Annotated in this window: 16 protein-coding genes and 2 pseudogenes; 13 read left to right on the top strand and 5 right to left on the bottom strand. The window is 62.5% G+C overall.

Annotated features, from left to right (window positions below; all coding sequences use genetic code 11):
- Positions 1-40: 40 nt before the first annotated feature.
- From mscL to AB4068_RS06960, 4 genes are all read left to right on the top strand, one after another.
- Positions 41-472, top strand: a complete 432-nt coding sequence (mscL, locus tag AB4068_RS06975; RefSeq protein WP_059388782.1) for a large conductance mechanosensitive channel protein MscL — start codon at positions 41-43, stop codon at positions 470-472.
- 121 nt (positions 473-593) lie between these two features.
- Positions 594-1,457 carry an amino acid-binding protein gene (locus tag AB4068_RS06970; protein ID WP_059388783.1) on the top strand — a complete coding sequence of 288 codons (864 nt, stop codon included), beginning with the start codon at positions 594-596 and terminating at the stop codon, positions 1,455-1,457.
- A gap of 30 nt (positions 1,458-1,487) precedes the next feature.
- Positions 1,488-1,742, top strand: coding sequence for a hypothetical protein (locus tag AB4068_RS06965; protein ID WP_306964542.1), 255 nt, complete (start codon positions 1,488-1,490; stop codon positions 1,740-1,742).
- Between the two features lie 80 nt (positions 1,743-1,822).
- A complete protein-coding gene (locus AB4068_RS06960) occupies positions 1,823-2,770 on the top strand; it encodes a proline dehydrogenase family protein (protein WP_441432998.1) in 948 nt (315 codons plus the stop codon).
- A 346-nt stretch (positions 2,771-3,116) separates the two neighbouring features.
- Here AB4068_RS06960 and AB4068_RS06955 read toward each other — a convergent pair.
- The 3 genes and pseudogenes from AB4068_RS06955 to AB4068_RS06945 form a co-directional block, all read right to left on the bottom strand.
- A pseudogene (locus AB4068_RS06955) lies at positions 3,117-4,124 on the bottom strand (cysteine desulfurase family protein); the annotation flags it as partial.
- A complete protein-coding gene (locus tag AB4068_RS06950; RefSeq protein ID WP_332602813.1) occupies positions 4,085-4,327 on the bottom strand; it encodes a hypothetical protein in 243 nt (80 codons plus the stop codon). The gene AB4068_RS06950 and the pseudogene AB4068_RS06955, both read right to left, overlap by 40 nt.
- Complete coding sequence (locus tag AB4068_RS06945; protein ID WP_332602812.1) at positions 4,324-5,091, bottom strand: EamA family transporter; 768 nt, start codon at positions 5,089-5,091, stop codon at positions 4,324-4,326. The genes AB4068_RS06950 and AB4068_RS06945 overlap by 4 nt, the downstream gene beginning before the upstream one ends.
- Before the next feature lie 1,316 nt (positions 5,092-6,407).
- Here AB4068_RS06945 and AB4068_RS06940 point away from each other — a divergent pair.
- From AB4068_RS06940 to AB4068_RS06920, 5 genes are all read left to right on the top strand, one after another.
- On the top strand, positions 6,408-7,760 hold the full coding sequence (locus AB4068_RS06940) for an MFS transporter (RefSeq protein WP_306964553.1): 1,353 nt from the start codon (positions 6,408-6,410) through the stop codon (positions 7,758-7,760).
- 101 nt (positions 7,761-7,861) lie between these two features.
- Positions 7,862-8,545, top strand: a complete 684-nt coding sequence (locus tag AB4068_RS06935; protein WP_307053167.1) for a GntR family transcriptional regulator — start codon at positions 7,862-7,864, stop codon at positions 8,543-8,545.
- A complete protein-coding gene (locus AB4068_RS06930; protein WP_441432997.1) occupies positions 8,542-9,339 on the top strand; it encodes an aspartate/glutamate racemase family protein in 798 nt (265 codons plus the stop codon). Before AB4068_RS06935 ends, AB4068_RS06930 begins: the two co-directional genes overlap by 4 nt.
- A gap of 8 nt (positions 9,340-9,347) precedes the next feature.
- Positions 9,348-10,781, top strand: a complete 1,434-nt coding sequence (locus tag AB4068_RS06925; RefSeq protein WP_441432996.1) for an amidohydrolase family protein — start codon at positions 9,348-9,350, stop codon at positions 10,779-10,781.
- Between the two features lie 7 nt (positions 10,782-10,788).
- A complete protein-coding gene (locus AB4068_RS06920; protein ID WP_059388791.1) occupies positions 10,789-11,523 on the top strand; it encodes a maleate cis-trans isomerase family protein in 735 nt (244 codons plus the stop codon).
- 18 nt (positions 11,524-11,541) lie between these two features.
- Here the strand turns inward: AB4068_RS06920 and AB4068_RS06915 are convergent, their stop codons facing one another.
- The gene (locus tag AB4068_RS06915; protein ID WP_035743560.1) at positions 11,542-11,745 is read right to left on the bottom strand and encodes a cold-shock protein; all 204 of its coding nucleotides are present in this window, start codon (positions 11,743-11,745) and stop codon (positions 11,542-11,544) included.
- A 268-nt stretch (positions 11,746-12,013) separates the two neighbouring features.
- On the opposite strand from AB4068_RS06915, the pseudogene AB4068_RS06910 reads away from it, so the two are divergent.
- Positions 12,014-12,331, top strand: a pseudogene (locus tag AB4068_RS06910) (SDR family oxidoreductase); the annotation flags it as partial.
- Positions 12,332-12,412: 81 nt separating this feature from the next.
- On the opposite strand, the gene AB4068_RS06905 reads toward AB4068_RS06910, so the two are convergent.
- A complete protein-coding gene (locus AB4068_RS06905; protein WP_284988896.1) occupies positions 12,413-13,465 on the bottom strand; it encodes an iron ABC transporter substrate-binding protein in 1,053 nt (350 codons plus the stop codon).
- 325 nt (positions 13,466-13,790) lie between these two features.
- Here AB4068_RS06905 and AB4068_RS06900 point away from each other — a divergent pair, with 325 nt between their 5' ends.
- From AB4068_RS06900 to AB4068_RS06890, 3 genes are all read left to right on the top strand, one after another.
- A complete protein-coding gene (locus AB4068_RS06900) occupies positions 13,791-14,444 on the top strand; it encodes a hypothetical protein (RefSeq protein WP_113990654.1) in 654 nt (217 codons plus the stop codon).
- Positions 14,445-14,498: 54 nt separating this feature from the next.
- On the top strand, positions 14,499-14,933 hold the full coding sequence (locus AB4068_RS06895; protein ID WP_059388794.1) for an SRPBCC family protein: 435 nt from the start codon (positions 14,499-14,501) through the stop codon (positions 14,931-14,933).
- Positions 14,934-15,063: 130 nt separating this feature from the next.
- Positions 15,064-15,693: a hypothetical protein gene (locus AB4068_RS06890; RefSeq protein ID WP_307053163.1), complete on the top strand. Its 630-nt coding sequence runs from the start codon at positions 15,064-15,066 to the stop codon at positions 15,691-15,693.
- The last annotated feature ends 198 nt before the right edge of the window (positions 15,694-15,891 follow it).

Below are 15,891 nucleotides of genomic sequence, written 5' to 3'. Positions count from 1 at the left end.
CCGGCCACATCACCTGTACCCATTCACCGGAGGTCAATCCATGCTCAAAGGTTTCAAGGACTTCGTTCTTCGCGGCAACATCATCGAGTTGTCCATCGCCGTCGTCATCGGCACCGCGTTCACAGCCCTGGTCGCAGCGTTCACCACCAACATCATCAACCCGGTCATCGCCGCCGCCGGCGGAGTCAACGCCCAGGGGCTCGGCTTCGCGATTTGGCCCGACAACGCGAAGACCTTCGTCAACTTCGGCGCCGTCATCACCGCGTTCGTAACTTTCCTGATCACGGCCGCCGTGGTGTACTTCATCTTCGTTGCGCCCATGAACAAGATCAACGAACTGACCAAGCGCCGCGCCTCCATCGAAGAGCCCGAGGACGAGCCACTGCCGGCTGATACCGCCCTGCTTGTTGAAATCCGCGACCTCCTGACCGAGCTCGCCGCTGCCAACAAGAGCAACGAGAACGCCCGCTAGGTTTCGTGAATCACGGCCAGTTCGGCGCGTCCGGTCGGCGCCGAACTGGCCCCATGAATACCGCCCCAGATCGTGACGCAGGCGCAATCCGCCTGAAACAGGGTTCGGGCACGATAGTGCCATGAAGCCGAAGAAGAGGTCTTCCGTTACCGCTGAGCTCTCCTGCGAAGTGTGCGGGCAGATGCCCGAGGCTCCGAAGGCAAGGGTCACCGTGGCCCAAATCGCGGTGATGCTTCCCATTGAACTTCTTGTCCACGCCATTGTGGTTGAAACGCAACTGCCTTACCTGGCCAAGGTGCTCCTCCTGACCGTGACCGCAACGGTCCTGGTGATTTGGGTTGCCGAGCCCTCCGCGGCCAGGATCCTGCGGCGCTGGATCCACGCACCTGCCCTCCGCCACCGCAGGAAGCTCCATTCGGCCCCGGCGCTTTGGCGGGCGAGGACTGTGCTCCGCGACCAGCCAGGCTCCCTCCAACGCATGACCCACTCGCTCGCCCGGACGAACATCAACATCCTCAGCATCCATGTCCACCCCATGGATGGAGCCGTCATGGACGAATTCGTGGTGTCTGCCCCGGGCCACCTCGGCGAGCATGAGCTACTGACAGCGCTCGACGACGGCGGTGGCCGGGATTCGCACGTGTGGCCTACCACTGCACTCGCCATGGCGGACGGCCAGACAAAGGCCCTGAGCCTGGCTGCCCGGATCGCCGACAACCCGGACGAATTACCGCTGGCGGTAGCAGAACTGCTGTCGGCGAAAATCGTCACCCCTGAACCCGAAGGGCCGGCCGCCGAGGCAGGCGCCGCCGTCGGGCCCTCCACAACCCTCCTCAAGATTCCGACCGCATGGCACGGGCCGCTCCTGTTCTCCCGACCGGACGAACCGTTCACGCCGGCGGAATCGGCACGCGCACATCGGCTTGCCGAGCTGGCGGAAATCCTGGCGCACACCCGGAGCGCCGACGCCAAGGACCGGGACTAGACCGGCCGACAACTGGAAGGTGGTGGCAGGATGAGCGCCATGGACATGAGGGAGATGGATTCCGCAGGGGTGTCCGTTCCCGGCCAGCCCAGCGCCGAGGCGGTGGCCACGAGCCGGGAGCCTCAGCACTGGGGCCGGGCGATGGCCGTTGCCATCAGCAAACTCGCGGACCAGCTGGCAAGCGAGGACGCGCATGAAGCCCTGATGGGCCGCGAACTCCGGCTCCGCGTCACCCCGGATCCGGACGGCGCACGCATCTCCGTGTGGTGTTTCCCGGAGGAGTAGCGAGGGCGGAGGGCCGATCCGGATTTCACATCATGAACCCGACGCCGGCGTCCACAAACTCCGCCGGTACAGTTTGGCGGGTGACTACCAAGATTGATCTCGAGCGTGCTGCCGATACCCTCCGGGCGTGGGCTTTGGATGAAGACCTGAAGCAACGCGTCATGTCCACGCCAGCCTTGGCAACAATGGCTTCGCGCGTGGCAAGGCGATACTCAGCCGGGGACACCACCGCCGATGCCATCGAGGTAGCCGCAGCGGCGGTGGCGCGCGGGCATGCCGCCAGCATCGAGTATGCCGGCGAGAGCGTGCGCAACGCCGAGCTCGCACGCTCGGAAGCCGGGGTCTTCCTTGAGCTGGGCGTTGCCCTCGGGAAGTCCGGCCTGCCGGGCACCATCTCTTTCGACCTCTCCCACCTCGGCGCACTCGTGGACCGCGATCTGGTCCTCAACCATGTACGCCAGCTCGCCGCGATAACTGAACCGTACGGAACGGGACTGATGATCTCGGCCGAAGGCTCCGACCGGACCGATTTGGTCCTCGACCTGTACGACGAGCTCGCAGCAGAGATCCCCCGCGTCGGCATCACGCTCCAAGCCCGCCTGCACCGCACCCCCGGAGACCTCGAGCGGGTCCTTCGCCACCCGGGTACCGTTCGCTTGGTCAAAGGCGCGTTCCTCGAGCCCGAGTCCGTCGCCTACCCTCGCAACAGCGCCGAACTGACGGCTGCCTACCTCGACCTCGCGAGCCAGCTCATCCGCTCGGGCCACTCCCTGTCCCTCGCAACCCACGACGACGAGCTCGTCAACACGCTCATCTCCAGGCACGGCGAGGCACTGAAGACAGACGCGATCGAATTCGAGATGCTCCTCGGACTCGGGACCGACCTTCTCGACCGGCTCCACAGGGCCGGGTACAGGACCCGTGAATACGTCATCTTCGGTGGCGAATGGTGGTTGTACATCCTGAATCGCATCGCGGAACATCCCGAGCGGGTGCTGACGGCTCTCGCCGACCTCAACCCGAGCTAAGCCCTCCCCGATCCCGGCTGCCCTGCGACGCGGAAAATACCCTGCGATACCGGTATTCCAGCGTCGCAGGGTATTTTCCGCGTCGCGTAGCCAGCTGCGCATCGCGAGGTAGGAAGCGCGTCGGCAGGCCATTTGCGTGTCGCCATAGCAACGCCCCAGCGCCGGGTTGCCCGGTATCCCATGCAATACCCGGCAGACCTAGGAATTGCGTCGGTATCCCATGCAATACCCGGCAGACCTAGCGTGCGGCCTGCTAATATCCACTGTCAGATCTCTGAGGTAGGTTCCCGGTCCGCGGCCTCGTCTTCCTAGATCTTGACGGTGTCGGCCTTGAGTACGCTCGCGCCTACGAACTTTGGAGCCGCTGAACAGCCTTCGCAATCATGCCTGCTGCCTCGTCGATTTCCTCCGTGGTAGTGAAGCGCCCGAATCCTACGCGAATACTGGACCTGGCCATGGCGCCGTCAAGGCCAATGGCCATGAGAACATGTGAGGGATTCTGGTCGCTGCTGTTGCAGGCGGACCCAGTCGACATGGCTATTTTCGGTAGGGCTGATAGCAGGTCCACCGAATCGATGTCCGGAATCCTGAAATTCAGGCAATTCGGAAGAGCGTCATCGAGCGGCGAGTTGGCGGTGACCGTTTGGATGCGCTTGGACAACTGGTTCCAGAATCTGCTTCTCAGGTCGAGAACTCTTTGCTTTTCGCTGGCGGAGATCTCGTTGGAAATTTTTATTGCTTCCGCGAATCCGACGATGCCGGTGATGTTTTGCGTCCCAGGCCGGCGCCCTCCCTCTTGGCCGCCGCCGAACAACATGTTTTCGAACCCCCCATGCAGCGTCTGGGTTTCCTTGTCGATGTAGAGGGCTCCGATGCCTTTGGGCCCGTAAATTTTGTGCCCTGAGAAGCTGATCAGGTTTGGGCCCAGGGATTTGAAGTCCGGAGCGAGATAGCCGATGGCTTGCGTGGCGTCGCAGTGAAACCGAACCCCTGCCTCACGAGTGATGGCGGCGATGTCCGTGACCGGTTGTATGGTGCCGATCTCGTTATTAGCCAGCATTATCGACACGAGGCTGGTGTTGGGCCTGATCGCGTCGGCAATGTCATTGGGTGAGACGATCCCTTGTGCGTCCACGGGCAGAAAGGTGACTTCACCGCCCCGCTTTTGAAAGGCGAGGCAGGCATCCAGGACGGATTTGTGCTCGATGACAGAGGTAATGATGTGGTTGCTGCTGGACCCAGCTGCAGTTGCGGTTGCCCAGTTGTTGGACTCCGTCGCCCCGGAGGTGAAGAAGAGCTCACCCGGGCGGCAATTCAGCACTCTAGAGATGCTGCGGCGGGCCTTTTCGATTCCGTGAGGTTCGCGGTGTTGGCGCCGTCCAAGACTGTGCCAAGGCTGAGCCCTGCCATCATCGAACTCCGCGAAAAATCATCGATCCCGGTTGGTGCATCGAAATATCCGCATGAGATCAGGGCTTGCGTGTCGCCGGTAACCTCAACCGACAAATCCAAGCCGTCCAGAAGTCGATCAATATCCATGGCGGGTGCTGTCTTCATTGCACACTGACCTTCTTTTGTGAAGTTGATGATTCAGCAAAAACGGCAACGCCGGCGCAGACCGTGAGAATCGCGATACCTGCCATCTGCCGAAAGTCCAGGCTTTGATGTAGAACCACGGCACCTACGGTGGAAGCCAACGCAGGGTCAAGGGCAGCGACGAGCGCGAATACCAAAGCTCGAAGGCGTTTCATTGCAAATAGCTCCAGCGCAAACGGAGCCAGCAAGGTCAATATGGAAACAATGAGCGCATGGAGCGCCAATTCAGGAGTGAATAGAACAGCGGGCGGAGCGTTCACCATGAAGGCAGCCAGCGCAATGGGTAGGGCAACCCATAGCCCCTTACTAAGAGTGAGCATCGGGTGGTTGGCCTGCGGAATGGAAGTCCCGACATGGATGTATGCGGTCAGTAGCAGTCCCGTTGCCGCAGCAAAGAACAGACCTTCGAGTGCAGTCGTCGCGCCATAGGTCGGAATCATGAAGAGCCCGGCAACCGCCAGCCCCGCAGCAACCCGGGCCGTGGTGTTGCGGGACCGGATGCATCCGATAACGAGAGGCAGTGTGAACTCTATGGAGACGGCCAGGGATAGATCAATGGTGGATATCGCCCGGTAGAAGGTGACCTGCATCAGCCCCAGCACCAACCCGTACTTGAGGATGAATCGGACCGGCGCTCGACTCGATGATTTCATCATGAAAATCACTGGAAGAGTCAGGATCGCGGCAATCCCGATTCGCAAAACCGTCGCACTCGCGGCGCCCATCGAGCTAATCAACCCGACCGCGACGGCGTTACCGATTTGAAGGAGCGAGAGGCTCGCTACGGACGCCAGAATGCCGGCCCTGTGTCGGGATGACTCTGGCCTATTTGCTTGAAAAGTCAATTGCTGACCCGTTCCGAGTCGGCATGGTGCAAACACGCGGAGCCAGCCTTGGCCGTTTCCGCCGAAGGTATACGCGCTATTTTCACGAGAGGATGCCCAATTATCCAGAAGTGAGTCGTGCATTTGCGCTTGTATGCGGCGCCTGAAAATCCTCACACAAACCTTTTGACAGGGCCAAATAGTTTGTGACAGCAACGTGACACACAAATTCGGATGCGGTTGGCAGTGATTATCCCTGTTGGGGCGGCGTACCCAGGGGCTTGTGGGCCCGGCCCCCCTTTTTGTTTGGGCCGCCACCCTTCAAAGTTTTCCGGGTTCGTGGATGAGCGCGAGTTGCGCGTTGCGTGCGGGACCGGCCCTTAACACGCGCCTTGTCCACGTGAAACACCACCCCAGCCGATATGGCATCGTCCCCCTTGTCGACCTCCGCCGGCCGGCAGACCCCGAAAGGCGAATCGAGCAAGTGCCCTGAACCGGACGGGGATCCTCCGACCGTCGGGATCATCGTAGGTCCGACGCCTACCTCGAGGAAGGCGCAACGGGTGCGAGTGAACCCCTCCACGCCTCCGGTATCCCATCTGCGCACCCGCGTTTCAATAACAAGCCACCCTCCTCACCGACCTCAACCCGAGCTAAGCCCTCCCCGACCCTGCCCGCCTCGCGACGCCCCAAATGCCTCGTGACACCCTAAACGCCTCGTGACCCGGAAAATCCCTATCGACACCGGTATTCGGGCGTCGCCAGACTTTCTCCTCGTCGCATAACCAGTTGCGTGTCGTGAGGTAGACAGCGTGTCGTGGGGTCGGGAGCGCGTCGGCAGGCAGGAACACGCGAACACGCCGGTATCCCATGCCCCACCCGGACAAGCCTAGGAATCGTGTCGGTATCCCATTTCCCGCACCACTCGGGTGAGTGAACCCATATTCCGCCAGACTTCGCCCCCGGTCACATTCTGTTTCTTCACGTTGTATACCAAAACTCTTGACAGTGCGCCGGGTCACATCTAATTTTGATTTTGGGATCCCAAAGCGGGATCCCAAAACGGACCCAACGAACCGGCAGCGTCCCTCCTCCCAGAAAGAGGACCGGGCCGCTACTGCTGCCGCCGGCGCGAGTCCAGCTGCCGCGGCAACCCGCACCCAGCTCAACAATTCAAGACTTTCCCCGCTCCCCAAACTCCCCCTGAAGGAGAAACTGTGTCTCTCCAAAACACCGAAACAGAAGCGCATGCCGCCGAAGGAAAAGCAGAAGAAAAAGCCGGCAAGGACGGCGTGCAGCGACGCACGAGTGTCCGTTGGAGGCTCTTCGTCCTGCTGCTGATCCTGGTCGCCGTCAACTACATCGACCGCGGCTCCATCTCCGTGGCACTGCCCATCATCCAAAAGGAATTCAACCTCGCACCGGAGCTCGTCGGGCTCCTGCTTTCGGCATTCTTCTGGACCTATGCCCTCATGCAGATCCCGGTCGGCTTGCTCATCGACAAGTTCGGCCCCCGTAAGGTCGTCACGGCGTCGTGCATCGGCTGGGGTGCCGCAACGGCAGCATCCGGCCTGGCCGGCGGCTTCCTCAGCATGTTCATCGCCCGCTTGGGTATCGGCGTCGCCGAAGCAGGCGTCATGCCGGCCGGCGGCAAGCTCAACGCCATCTGGATGCACAAGAAGGAGCGCGGCCGCGGCGCCACGATCCTTGACGCAGGCGCCCCGCTCGGAGCCGGCCTGGGCGGTATCCTCATCACCTGGCTCATCGCCTCAACAGGCAGCTGGCGCTACTCGTTCATCATCGCCGGTGCCGCCACCGTCCTCATGGGCCTGGCTGTCTGGTGGTACGTCCGGGACAATCCCCGCAACCACAAGGCCGTCAACGACGCCGAGGCCGAATACATCGAGTCCTCCCACGCCGAAGAAGACGCCGAGGCCACGAAAGACGGCGTCAAGGGCAAGCGCGCACTCCTCCCCTACCTGAAGTTCCGCTCTTTCTGGGCCATGTGCTTTGGCTGGCTGGGATTCAACGGCGTGTTCTACGGCCTGCTGACGTGGGGCCCGCTCTACCTCGCCCAGGCCAAGCACTTCAACTTGAACACCATCGGCTGGTCCACGTTCGTGATCTTCGGCGCAGGCTTCGTCGGCGAGATCCTCGGCGGCGCTATCGCCGACAAGTGGCGCGCAGCTGGCGCCTCGGCCAACCTGGTCATGCGTACCCTGCTGGGCATCTCCAGCGTCGTGGTGGTCGGCGGCCTGGTTGGCGTGACGGTCGTCGCAGACCCGATCACCGCCGTCGTGCTCCTCTCAGTGGTCTTGTTCTTCCTCCGCTGGGTGGGCCTCTTCTGGTCCATCCCGTCAATCCTCGGCGGCCGCACCAACGCTGGCGTCCTCGGCGGTGCAATGAACTTCAGCGGCAACATCGCAGGGTTCGTCACCCCGATTGTGGTAGGCCTGATTGTCGGGGCCACGGGCTCCTACACCTGGGCGCTGCTGTACTTTGTAGGATCCGCCGTGATCATGGGCGTCTCCGTCCTGACCCTGAACTACAACAAGCGGCTTCCGGTCTAACTCGCCTGACCGGGCCGGCCGTGCGGTCCTGAACCGCCGCACGACTGGACGCCTCCGGGTTGCCGGGCGCATTGACCCAAGAGAACACGAATGGAGCAAGAATGCTGATTGCAGAAGAAACCCCCACCACGGACCGTCCCCTCCGGGAATCCGTGCGGGACGCCATCCGTTCGCGAATCTTCGAGGGTCACTACGCGCCCGGCACCCGGCTGGTGGAGCGGGACCTCGCCGCCGAATTCAACGTCTCGCGACTCCCCATCCGCGAAGCCCTCCGCATGCTGCGGCAGGAAGGCCTCATCCAGGACCGGGCCTCACGCGGTTCCGAAGTGGCGGGGTTGAGCCCCAAAGACGTCGAGGACCTCTTCGACGTCCGCCAGTCGCTCGAAGTCCTCGCCTGCCGCCTGGCCGCGGCCCGCGCCACGGACAAGGACCTCAAGCACCTGGCCGGGCTCCTCGATGAGGCCGATCGCTTCCTTGCGAAAGGCTCAATTCTCGAGGCGCACCGCGCCAATAGCGAATTCCACGATGCCATCACGGCCATCGCCAACAACGATTTTCTCCGCACCGCGCTGGAACCGCTCCAAGGCCGCATGCACTGGCTCTTCCGCCACGTGCACGACCTGCCGGAGCTGATCCAGGAGCACCGCGATCTCTACGCCGCCATCGCCAGCGGCGATGCCGAGCGCGCCGCAACCCAATCGGCGTCGCACATTGGAAAGTACCGCGAGCAGTTCCCCCAGAACGAGCCCGCCACCGAACTCAAGTTGCAAGGCAAACGACCATGAAATTGCTAGTCATCAATCCCAACATCAGCGCGGATGTCACCGCGCTGATCGACGCCGAAGCCCGCCGCTCGGCGGGGACCGACACCGAGCTGATCGTCAGGACCGCCGGACATGGCGTCGAATACATCGAGACCCGCTTCGAATCCCTCATCGCAGCCGGAGCCGTCGCCGAAATCATCGCCGAGCACTGCGGCGGCGATCCGGCTGCGGACCGCATAGACGGCGTCGTCGTGGCCGCATTCGGCGACCCCGGAATGCCTGCGCTCAAGGAACTGACCGACGTGCCGGTCATCGGGATCACGGAGGCCGCCCTCTGCGCCGCGGCCCTGCAGGGCCAACGCTTCTCCATCATCGCCATTTCGGACCGCATCACCGCTTGGTACCGGGACTGCGTGGAGCATTTCGGACTTGGCAGCCGTCTTGCCTCGATCCGTTCCATCAACCAGAGCCTCAACGGCATCGGCACTGTGCAACAGGACTTCAAGGAAACCCTCCTGGCACTGAGCCGGCTAGCGGTCGCCGAGGACGGCGCCGACGTCGTCATCCTGGCAGGTGCCCCGCTTGCCGGACTCGCGCGTGAGCTTGAAGGACAAATCCCCGTGCCCGTGGTGGACGGAATCTCCGCCGGGATCCGCATGACCGAAGCGGTTGTGGCCCTGCAATCCGGCTTCCACCGCCAAGGCGCTTTTGCGCCGCCGCCCGTCAAGCACCGCCGGGGACTGTCCGAAAACCTCGACGCCGCCCTGACCGCCATCCAGTCCGCCGCCGGCACCGCCGTTCCAGCAGGAAGGTAGGAACCACCGTGACCATTCCCGATCTCGTCATCGCCCACGGCACCGTGGTCAACAGCTTCGGCCGGCAAGCCGCGCACGTCGTGGTCGACGGCGGCCGCATCATCCAGCTCATCGACGCCGCAGAACCGGTCCCCGCGGCCGCGCGTATCATCGACGCTTCGGGCAAGTTGGTCATCCCGGGCGGTGTGGACGGCCATTGCCACGTGGCCCAAGTGACCGGCCGCTTCCGCACCCTGGATGACTACCGCACCACCTCCACCGCAGCCCTGTGGGGCGGCACCACAACCATCATCGACTTTGGTATTCCGCGTGACGCCCAGGAATCCCCGCTGGACGCCGTCCTGAACAAGAAGCGCTTGGCCGCCGAATCCCGCTGCGACGTCGCGCTGCACGGCTCCGTGGTCAGTTGGGACGAGACCGTGCCCTGGCAGCTGGAGCAACTCGCCGCCGAGGGCATCCGTTCGGTGAAGATGTACACCACCAACCGCGGCTCCACCATGGCCGACGGCGACACCATCCTGAAAGTCATGCGCGAAATGGTGCGCCTGGACGGACTCACGTACATCCATGCCGAACACGATCCCATCATCGCCGACTGCACCGAACAGCACGCTGCGGACGGCCGGATCGGCATCGAGCACCTGCATTCCACACGGCCCGAGCTCGCCGAGGAAATCTCTGTCAAAGAGACCCTCGCCATGGCCGAGTACACCGGTGCGCCGGTCTACTTCGTGCACCAGTCGACCCCCGGAGCGGTGGATCTGGTCACCGAGGCCCGCGGGCGCGGCCAGGAAGCCTACTCCGAGACCTGCCCGCACTACCTGACGCTGGATGACACCGTCTACGGCTCAAAATTCCCCGAATGGTATGCCTGCTGCCCGCCGATGCGCAGCGCTGAAACCGTCGCCGCGCTGAAGGAACGGCTCGCGGACGGAGCGATCCACACCGTCTCCTCGGACCACTCCTGCTACGACCTCTCACAAAAGCGGGAGCGCACCGACGACGTCCGCTTCATGCCGCACGGGCTGCCCGGCGTCGAAACCCGAATGCCTGTCACATTCACCGCAATGGCGCCCAACAGCACAGTGGAGGACTTCGTCGAGGTCTTCTCGGCCGGTCCCGCGCGGATCAACGCCGTGCCCGGCAAGGGCAGCATCGCGGCAGGGTTCGACGCCGATCTGGTCATCTTCGATCCCGCCGAAGAACGCGAGGTCGACGGCGGCGCGCTCCACATGGGTACTGACTTCTCGCCTTTCGAAGGGAAGACGCTGAACGGCTGGCCCGCCGTCGTCGTCTCCGCCGGACGCGTCGTGGTCGACGACGGCGGTTTCCACGATCCCGGACCGGTGGGCCGTTTCGTCGCCCGCAACGGCTTCGCCGCCCACCACGACGCCCTGTCCGTTCGAATATCGCCGTCCGTTCCCGCCACCGTTTCTGCTTAGGAGAACCATGCCTTCCGAACACCGCCCCACCCGCATCGGCATGATCGTGCCGTCATCCAACACGTGCCTTGAGCCGCAGAGCTACCGGATCCTGGGTGACCGCGAGGACGTCACCATCCACTTCACGCGCATTCCGGTCACACGCATTGCACTGGATGATTCCTCGGACAAACAATTCGATTCGGCCGTCATGAGGGAGGCCGCCGCATTGCTCGCGACGGCGGATGTAGACGTCATCGCATGGAACGGAACCTCAGGCTCCTGGCTCGGTTCCGCCCATGACGAAGCGCTGGTCCAGGAAATCACGGAGGCCACCGGGATCCCGGCCACGACCTCTACGTTGGCCTACCTGGAGGCCTTCAAGGCGTTCGGCACAGAAAGGATCAGCATGTTCACGCCCTATACAGGGGACGTGAACCATGCCGTCATTGAGTCATATGGGCGCGAAGGAATCAGGACGGTTGACCACCGCCACCTGGACCTCAGCAACAACGAATCCTTCGCCCGGGTCACGGACGCGGAGATGCTGCCCGGGTCCTTGGAACTTGCCGCCTCGAACCCGGACGCGCTCATTTATTTGTGCACGAACCTTTACGGCGCCAACATCACCGCGGAAGTGGAGGAAACCACCGGAGTGCCGGTGCTTGATTCCGTGGCGGTGACGCTATGGCACTGCCTCAAGCTTGCCGGAGCGCCCTTACTGGCACCCAAGTGGGGCCGGCTGCTTGCCGAACTAGCCTGATTCGTCAGTGGTGCCCTCTTAAAGAGGCTGGATGTTCTCCGCCTGGGGGCCTTTCGGGCCTTGGACGACGTCGAACTGGACCCGCTGATTCTCGTCCAGTGATCGGTACCCGCTTGAGGCGATCGCTGAGTAGTGGGCAAAAACGTCCGCCGAACCGTCGTCGGGGGCAATGAAGCCGAAACCCTTTTCGGCGTTGAACCACTTGACAATACCTGTTGCCACGGCCATGTTCCTTCTCTGAATCTGACTGGCCACCGGCTTCAAACCCGATGCCCCCGGACGCATACGTCCGCTTCCTCAAAGCTACGTGGCGGGGTTCGGGGGCGCAAGGATCTTCGGGGGTCTCGGTGTTCCCTGGGGCCCGAATCTTGAGGATTTCTTGTTCCTCTGCAGGGCGGGATCTTGAAACTGGGACGGCAGAGTGGTTGGCGATTAGCGTCGGCGGCCATGAAGGAGAACACCAGGTGGGGTTGTTCCGGCGCCGGTTCGAAGCGGCCGGATTGTCGCCTTGACGAGCGACCACACTGTTCACAACCTGCCGTATGGCGCGAGCAAGGGGGCCCTCGACCGGATCGTCACAGCGTCCGCCGTCGAGCTGGCAGGCCGGGGCGTGCGGGCGAACGTGGTGAACCCGGGCCCGATCGACACCGGGTGGATGGACGACGCTACGCGGCGTTCGGGCATTGACCCGACTCCAGCGGGTCGACTCGGCACGGCCGAGGACACGACGGACCTGGTGAGATTCCTGTTTTCCGGGCAGGGGTCGTGGATGAATGGCCAGATTCCTTATAGCAACGGGGGCTTCAAGGTCGGCTGGGCACTGACGGACCGCAGCCCCCGTCTTCGACGGGACAGGGGGCGGTCCGCAGCAGCAAGGCGGCCCTGGGGCCTAGAGAAGCCCGACCTTGGTCATCAACTCGGTAACCTTTTCGCTGTTGAGCTTGGCGGGGTCCACCGAAGGTGCCTGAAGGTCCTTGAGGGGCACAAGCTTGGAGTTCGCCGGTACGTCGGAGCCAACGGTGTATTCAAAGGAGTCACCGTTCTGGAGGACCTGCTGACCCGCTTTGCCCGTGATGAACTTCAGGAACTGCTGGGCTTGGGCCTGCTTCTTGCTGGATGCCAGAACAGCGCCGCCGGAGACGCTGACGAACGCACCCGGGTCCTGGTTCTTGAAGTAGTGGAGATCAACGTTCTTGCTGTTTTCTCCGGTCTGGGCCTGGTCCACGAAGGAGTAGTAATGGTACAAAACTCCTGCGTCGACCTCGCCTGCGTTCACAGCCGCGAGCACCGGGGTGTCGTCCTTGTAGGACTTGAAGTTGGTTTTAGCCGCCTCCAGCCATTTCTGGGTGGCGTCTTCTCCCTTGAGCGCAAGCATCGCGCTGACAATAGCCTGGAAATCGGCTCCACCCGTGGACGCACCGATGCGTCCCTTCCATGACGGGTCCGCAAGGTCCATCAAGGACTTCGGAAGCTTGTCTGCACTGAGCTTGGTCTTGTTGTAGGCCAACACGGTGGAGCGGGCCGCGATGCCCGTCCAGTCGCCGGTGGAGGGCCGGTACTGCGTAGGGACTTGGCTAAGGGTTGCCTGATCGACGGGGGCGAGCAACCCGGCACTCGCGATGCGGACCATCGCCGGGGAGTTTTCCGTGAGGAAGACGTCCGCCGGAGAGTTCTTGCCTTCCTCACTGAGCTGGTTGCTCATTTCAAGGTCGTCACCATTACGGAGCGTAACCTTGATTCCCGTCTCCTTGGTGAAGGCGTCCACCCATGCGCCGGTGAGGTTTTCATGCTGCGCGTTGTATACGACGATGCCGTCACCGGACGCGCCGGCCGTGGAACCACCGCTCGCAGTACCGCTTGGTGCGCCGCTACACGCAGAAAGTGCCAGCAGCGTGGCCGTGGCGGCGGCAAGGGCCGTAGCGGGTTTGATGCCGAATTTCATGGGGGGCCTTTCAAGGGTTCCGGCTGGGACCGGAATGGCTGGGGGTTGCCGTACCCTTCGTGCACAGCAGCCCGACGAGTCGGGAGGAACGGCAACGAGATAGGCAAGGCAATCCTTACTGTAATAACAACATGCTGCTGTTGCGTAATTCTGGGCACACTGAGGTCGACTGTTACAAACGGGAGCCTTGGCGCTAAATCTGTTCCGGTCCGCGTAAGGAAACCATTAAGGACCGACGACGGCCGCTCGGTTTGGTGGTCTGATGAAGAAAGGACGCACGGCCTATTCGGGCTTTGGGCCAACCTCGGTAGGAGCTGAATCCACCATGAAACGCAGTCCCCTCAACCAAGGAGCGGCACACGCTTCCGAGCTTGCCGGCGCGGCTCCGGAAGACTACGTCGTTGTCGATGAGCTCGGCGATTTCACGTACTACCCGTCCAAGACCGCCATGCTGGAAGACCTTGAGTACGTTGAGGAAGCGGCCAGCATCCTCGACCGGGCGGGGAACAACTTCCACTTGACCTTGGAGGAAGGCCGGAAGCTGACTCTTGGGTCCTCGTTCGGTCGGGTCGAATTCACGTGGCTCCGCCAAACCTGGATCAGCGACCGCCGCCGCGAACCGCAAGCGCATCGTTTGCTCCGCCTCTACCCCACAACGCTCGATGCCCTTCTGGCTGGAATATTTGAAACCTTGAGCCTGGAACTTGCCAGCGGCGCCACCGGTTCGCCCTGGGTATTGGATGTAGCGGGAGAAGAGACCCACTGCGCGACGCTCAGGGAGGTCGATGGCCTCCTCGCGCGGATGGACCACCTTGAACGAATAGCAGTGCGGGACCCCTTCGGACACGACTACCGGCCGATACGTCATGCGACCCACCGCCTTCACGCCCCGGGTGCAGGCGCGATCTACTACGTGGAGATTGAACCCCAGAGTGAAGAGGCCCAGCAGCGCCCCGAAGAATCTGAGCATCTGCCATGACTTCCTTCAATGGGGGTTACCGCCCGCTAGGCGCGTTCTGCAATAGTTAGGGACATGGTGGACGTCCAGACCGAAATACTGATCCAGCGGCCCCGCGAGATCGTGGCAAGTTATGCTTCCAACCCGGACAACGCGCCGGTCTGGTATGTGAACATACGATCTGCACAGTGGCAGACGCCGAAGCCCCTCGCGGTCGGATCCCGGGTTGCCTTCACCGCAAGGTTCCTGGGCCGAAATCTGGACTATGTCTACGAATTCACCGAGCTTGTCCCCGGCGAGAAACTCACCATGCGCACAAGCCAAGGTCCTTTCCCGATGCGCACCACTTACACCTGGTCCGATGAGAATGGCGCCACCCGCATGACCCTCCGCAACACAGGTGAACCCTCCGGGTTCTCCGCGCTTGCGGGCATCCTCATGGCGCCAATGATGCGCACCGCCATGCGCAAGGACCTGGAGAACCTCAAGAAGATCCTCGAAGCCGGCTAGTCCACGAGCCCCAGGCTCTCCCCACGGCGTCGAATCGCCGACGCATTTATTCGCCGCAATTGCTGGCGAATTTCCTCTGTCGCGTGCAAGGATGACCCATACGATCGCCGCGGTCCACATTGGGGGAAACATGACCGAAAGCACCAACCTGCCGGAAAACACGCAGCCCGGCAGCAACGAATACGGCGCATCGCAGCGTCCCAAGCCTGAGTTCGGAATGAGCGCTCCGGATGCCCCGGGCCCCCACATTCCCTCTTGGCATCCGGAAGCCAACCAATCTCAGGCACCAGCATGGCCGCCCGCCCGCCCAGTTCGAACTGCCGAAAACGTGGGCCGAGGCGCGCTGTTCGCCCTCCCTGCCCTCCCGATCGGCGTCGTTCTGTGGCTTGTCATCTGGAGTTTTGGCTGGATGTCCTCGCTCGTCACCTTCGCCGCTGCCGCGATGGCGGCCCGTTTCTATGTCATGGGAGCCGGCGGGCTGAGCAGAAAAGGCGTGTGGGTGATAGCAGCCATCACAGCTGCCACTGCGATTTTGTCTTTCGTAGCTGGAGTCTGGCTGGACGCCGCCAAGTACATCAATAGCCAGCCCTTGTCTTTGATCACCAGCTCCGAACCGTGGGACCTGATGAACTACAACCTGGCGAACAACCCGAATTTCGTGAAGAGTTACATGGGCGACTTCTTCATGGCGCTGCTCTTCGGCGCCTTGGGTTGCTTTTTCACCCTTCGACGCATGTTCGCAGCCACCAGGAACGGCTGAACGGCCACCAGGAAGTCGATCAACCCCCCTACCCGTTGGTGAGGGTGACGTCGTCGAGGTACATCCAGGTGTCGTCGGCGGGGCTGGAGCCGTCGAGGTGGACGTTGTACCAGAGGGTGATGGTTTGGCCTTTGTAGGCGGTGAGGTCGGCGGTGAGCTGGGTCCAGGTGCCGTTGTTGTTGCAGAGTTTGAAGAGGC

It is taken from the genome of Arthrobacter sp. 2RAF22 (assembly GCF_052115325.1).
In the GTDB taxonomy this organism is placed as follows: domain Bacteria; phylum Actinomycetota; class Actinomycetes; order Actinomycetales; family Micrococcaceae; genus Arthrobacter.
This window is presented reverse-complemented; position numbering and strand designations above follow the sequence as displayed.

What these genes read in the sequence shown, in the direction of transcription:
- mscL (WP_059388782.1), top strand. Translation starts at nt 41, where the DNA reads ATGCTCAAAGGTTTCAAGGACTTCGTTCTTCGCGGCAACATCATCGAG.
- AB4068_RS06900 (WP_113990654.1), top strand. Translation starts at nt 13,791, where the DNA reads ATGAAACGCAGTCCCCTCAACCAAGGAGCGGCACACGCTTCCGAGCTT.
- AB4068_RS06965 (WP_306964542.1), top strand. Translation starts at nt 1,488, where the DNA reads ATGAGCGCCATGGACATGAGGGAGATGGATTCCGCAGGGGTGTCCGTT.
- AB4068_RS06945 (WP_332602812.1), bottom strand. Translation starts at nt 5,091, where the DNA reads ATGGGCGCCGCGAGTGCGACGGTTTTGCGAATCGGGATTGCCGCGATC.
- AB4068_RS06935 (WP_307053167.1), top strand. Translation starts at nt 7,862, where the DNA reads ATGCTGATTGCAGAAGAAACCCCCACCACGGACCGTCCCCTCCGGGAA.
- AB4068_RS06920 (WP_059388791.1), top strand. Translation starts at nt 10,789, where the DNA reads ATGCCTTCCGAACACCGCCCCACCCGCATCGGCATGATCGTGCCGTCA.
- AB4068_RS06890 (WP_307053163.1), top strand. Translation starts at nt 15,064, where the DNA reads ATGACCGAAAGCACCAACCTGCCGGAAAACACGCAGCCCGGCAGCAAC.
- AB4068_RS06930 (WP_441432997.1), top strand. Translation starts at nt 8,542, where the DNA reads ATGAAATTGCTAGTCATCAATCCCAACATCAGCGCGGATGTCACCGCG.
- AB4068_RS06950 (WP_332602813.1), bottom strand. Translation starts at nt 4,327, where the DNA reads ATGAAGACAGCACCCGCCATGGATATTGATCGACTTCTGGACGGCTTG.
- AB4068_RS06905 (WP_284988896.1), bottom strand. Translation starts at nt 13,465, where the DNA reads ATGAAATTCGGCATCAAACCCGCTACGGCCCTTGCCGCCGCCACGGCC.
- AB4068_RS06970 (WP_059388783.1), top strand. Translation starts at nt 594, where the DNA reads ATGAAGCCGAAGAAGAGGTCTTCCGTTACCGCTGAGCTCTCCTGCGAA.
- AB4068_RS06895 (WP_059388794.1), top strand. Translation starts at nt 14,499, where the DNA reads ATGGTGGACGTCCAGACCGAAATACTGATCCAGCGGCCCCGCGAGATC.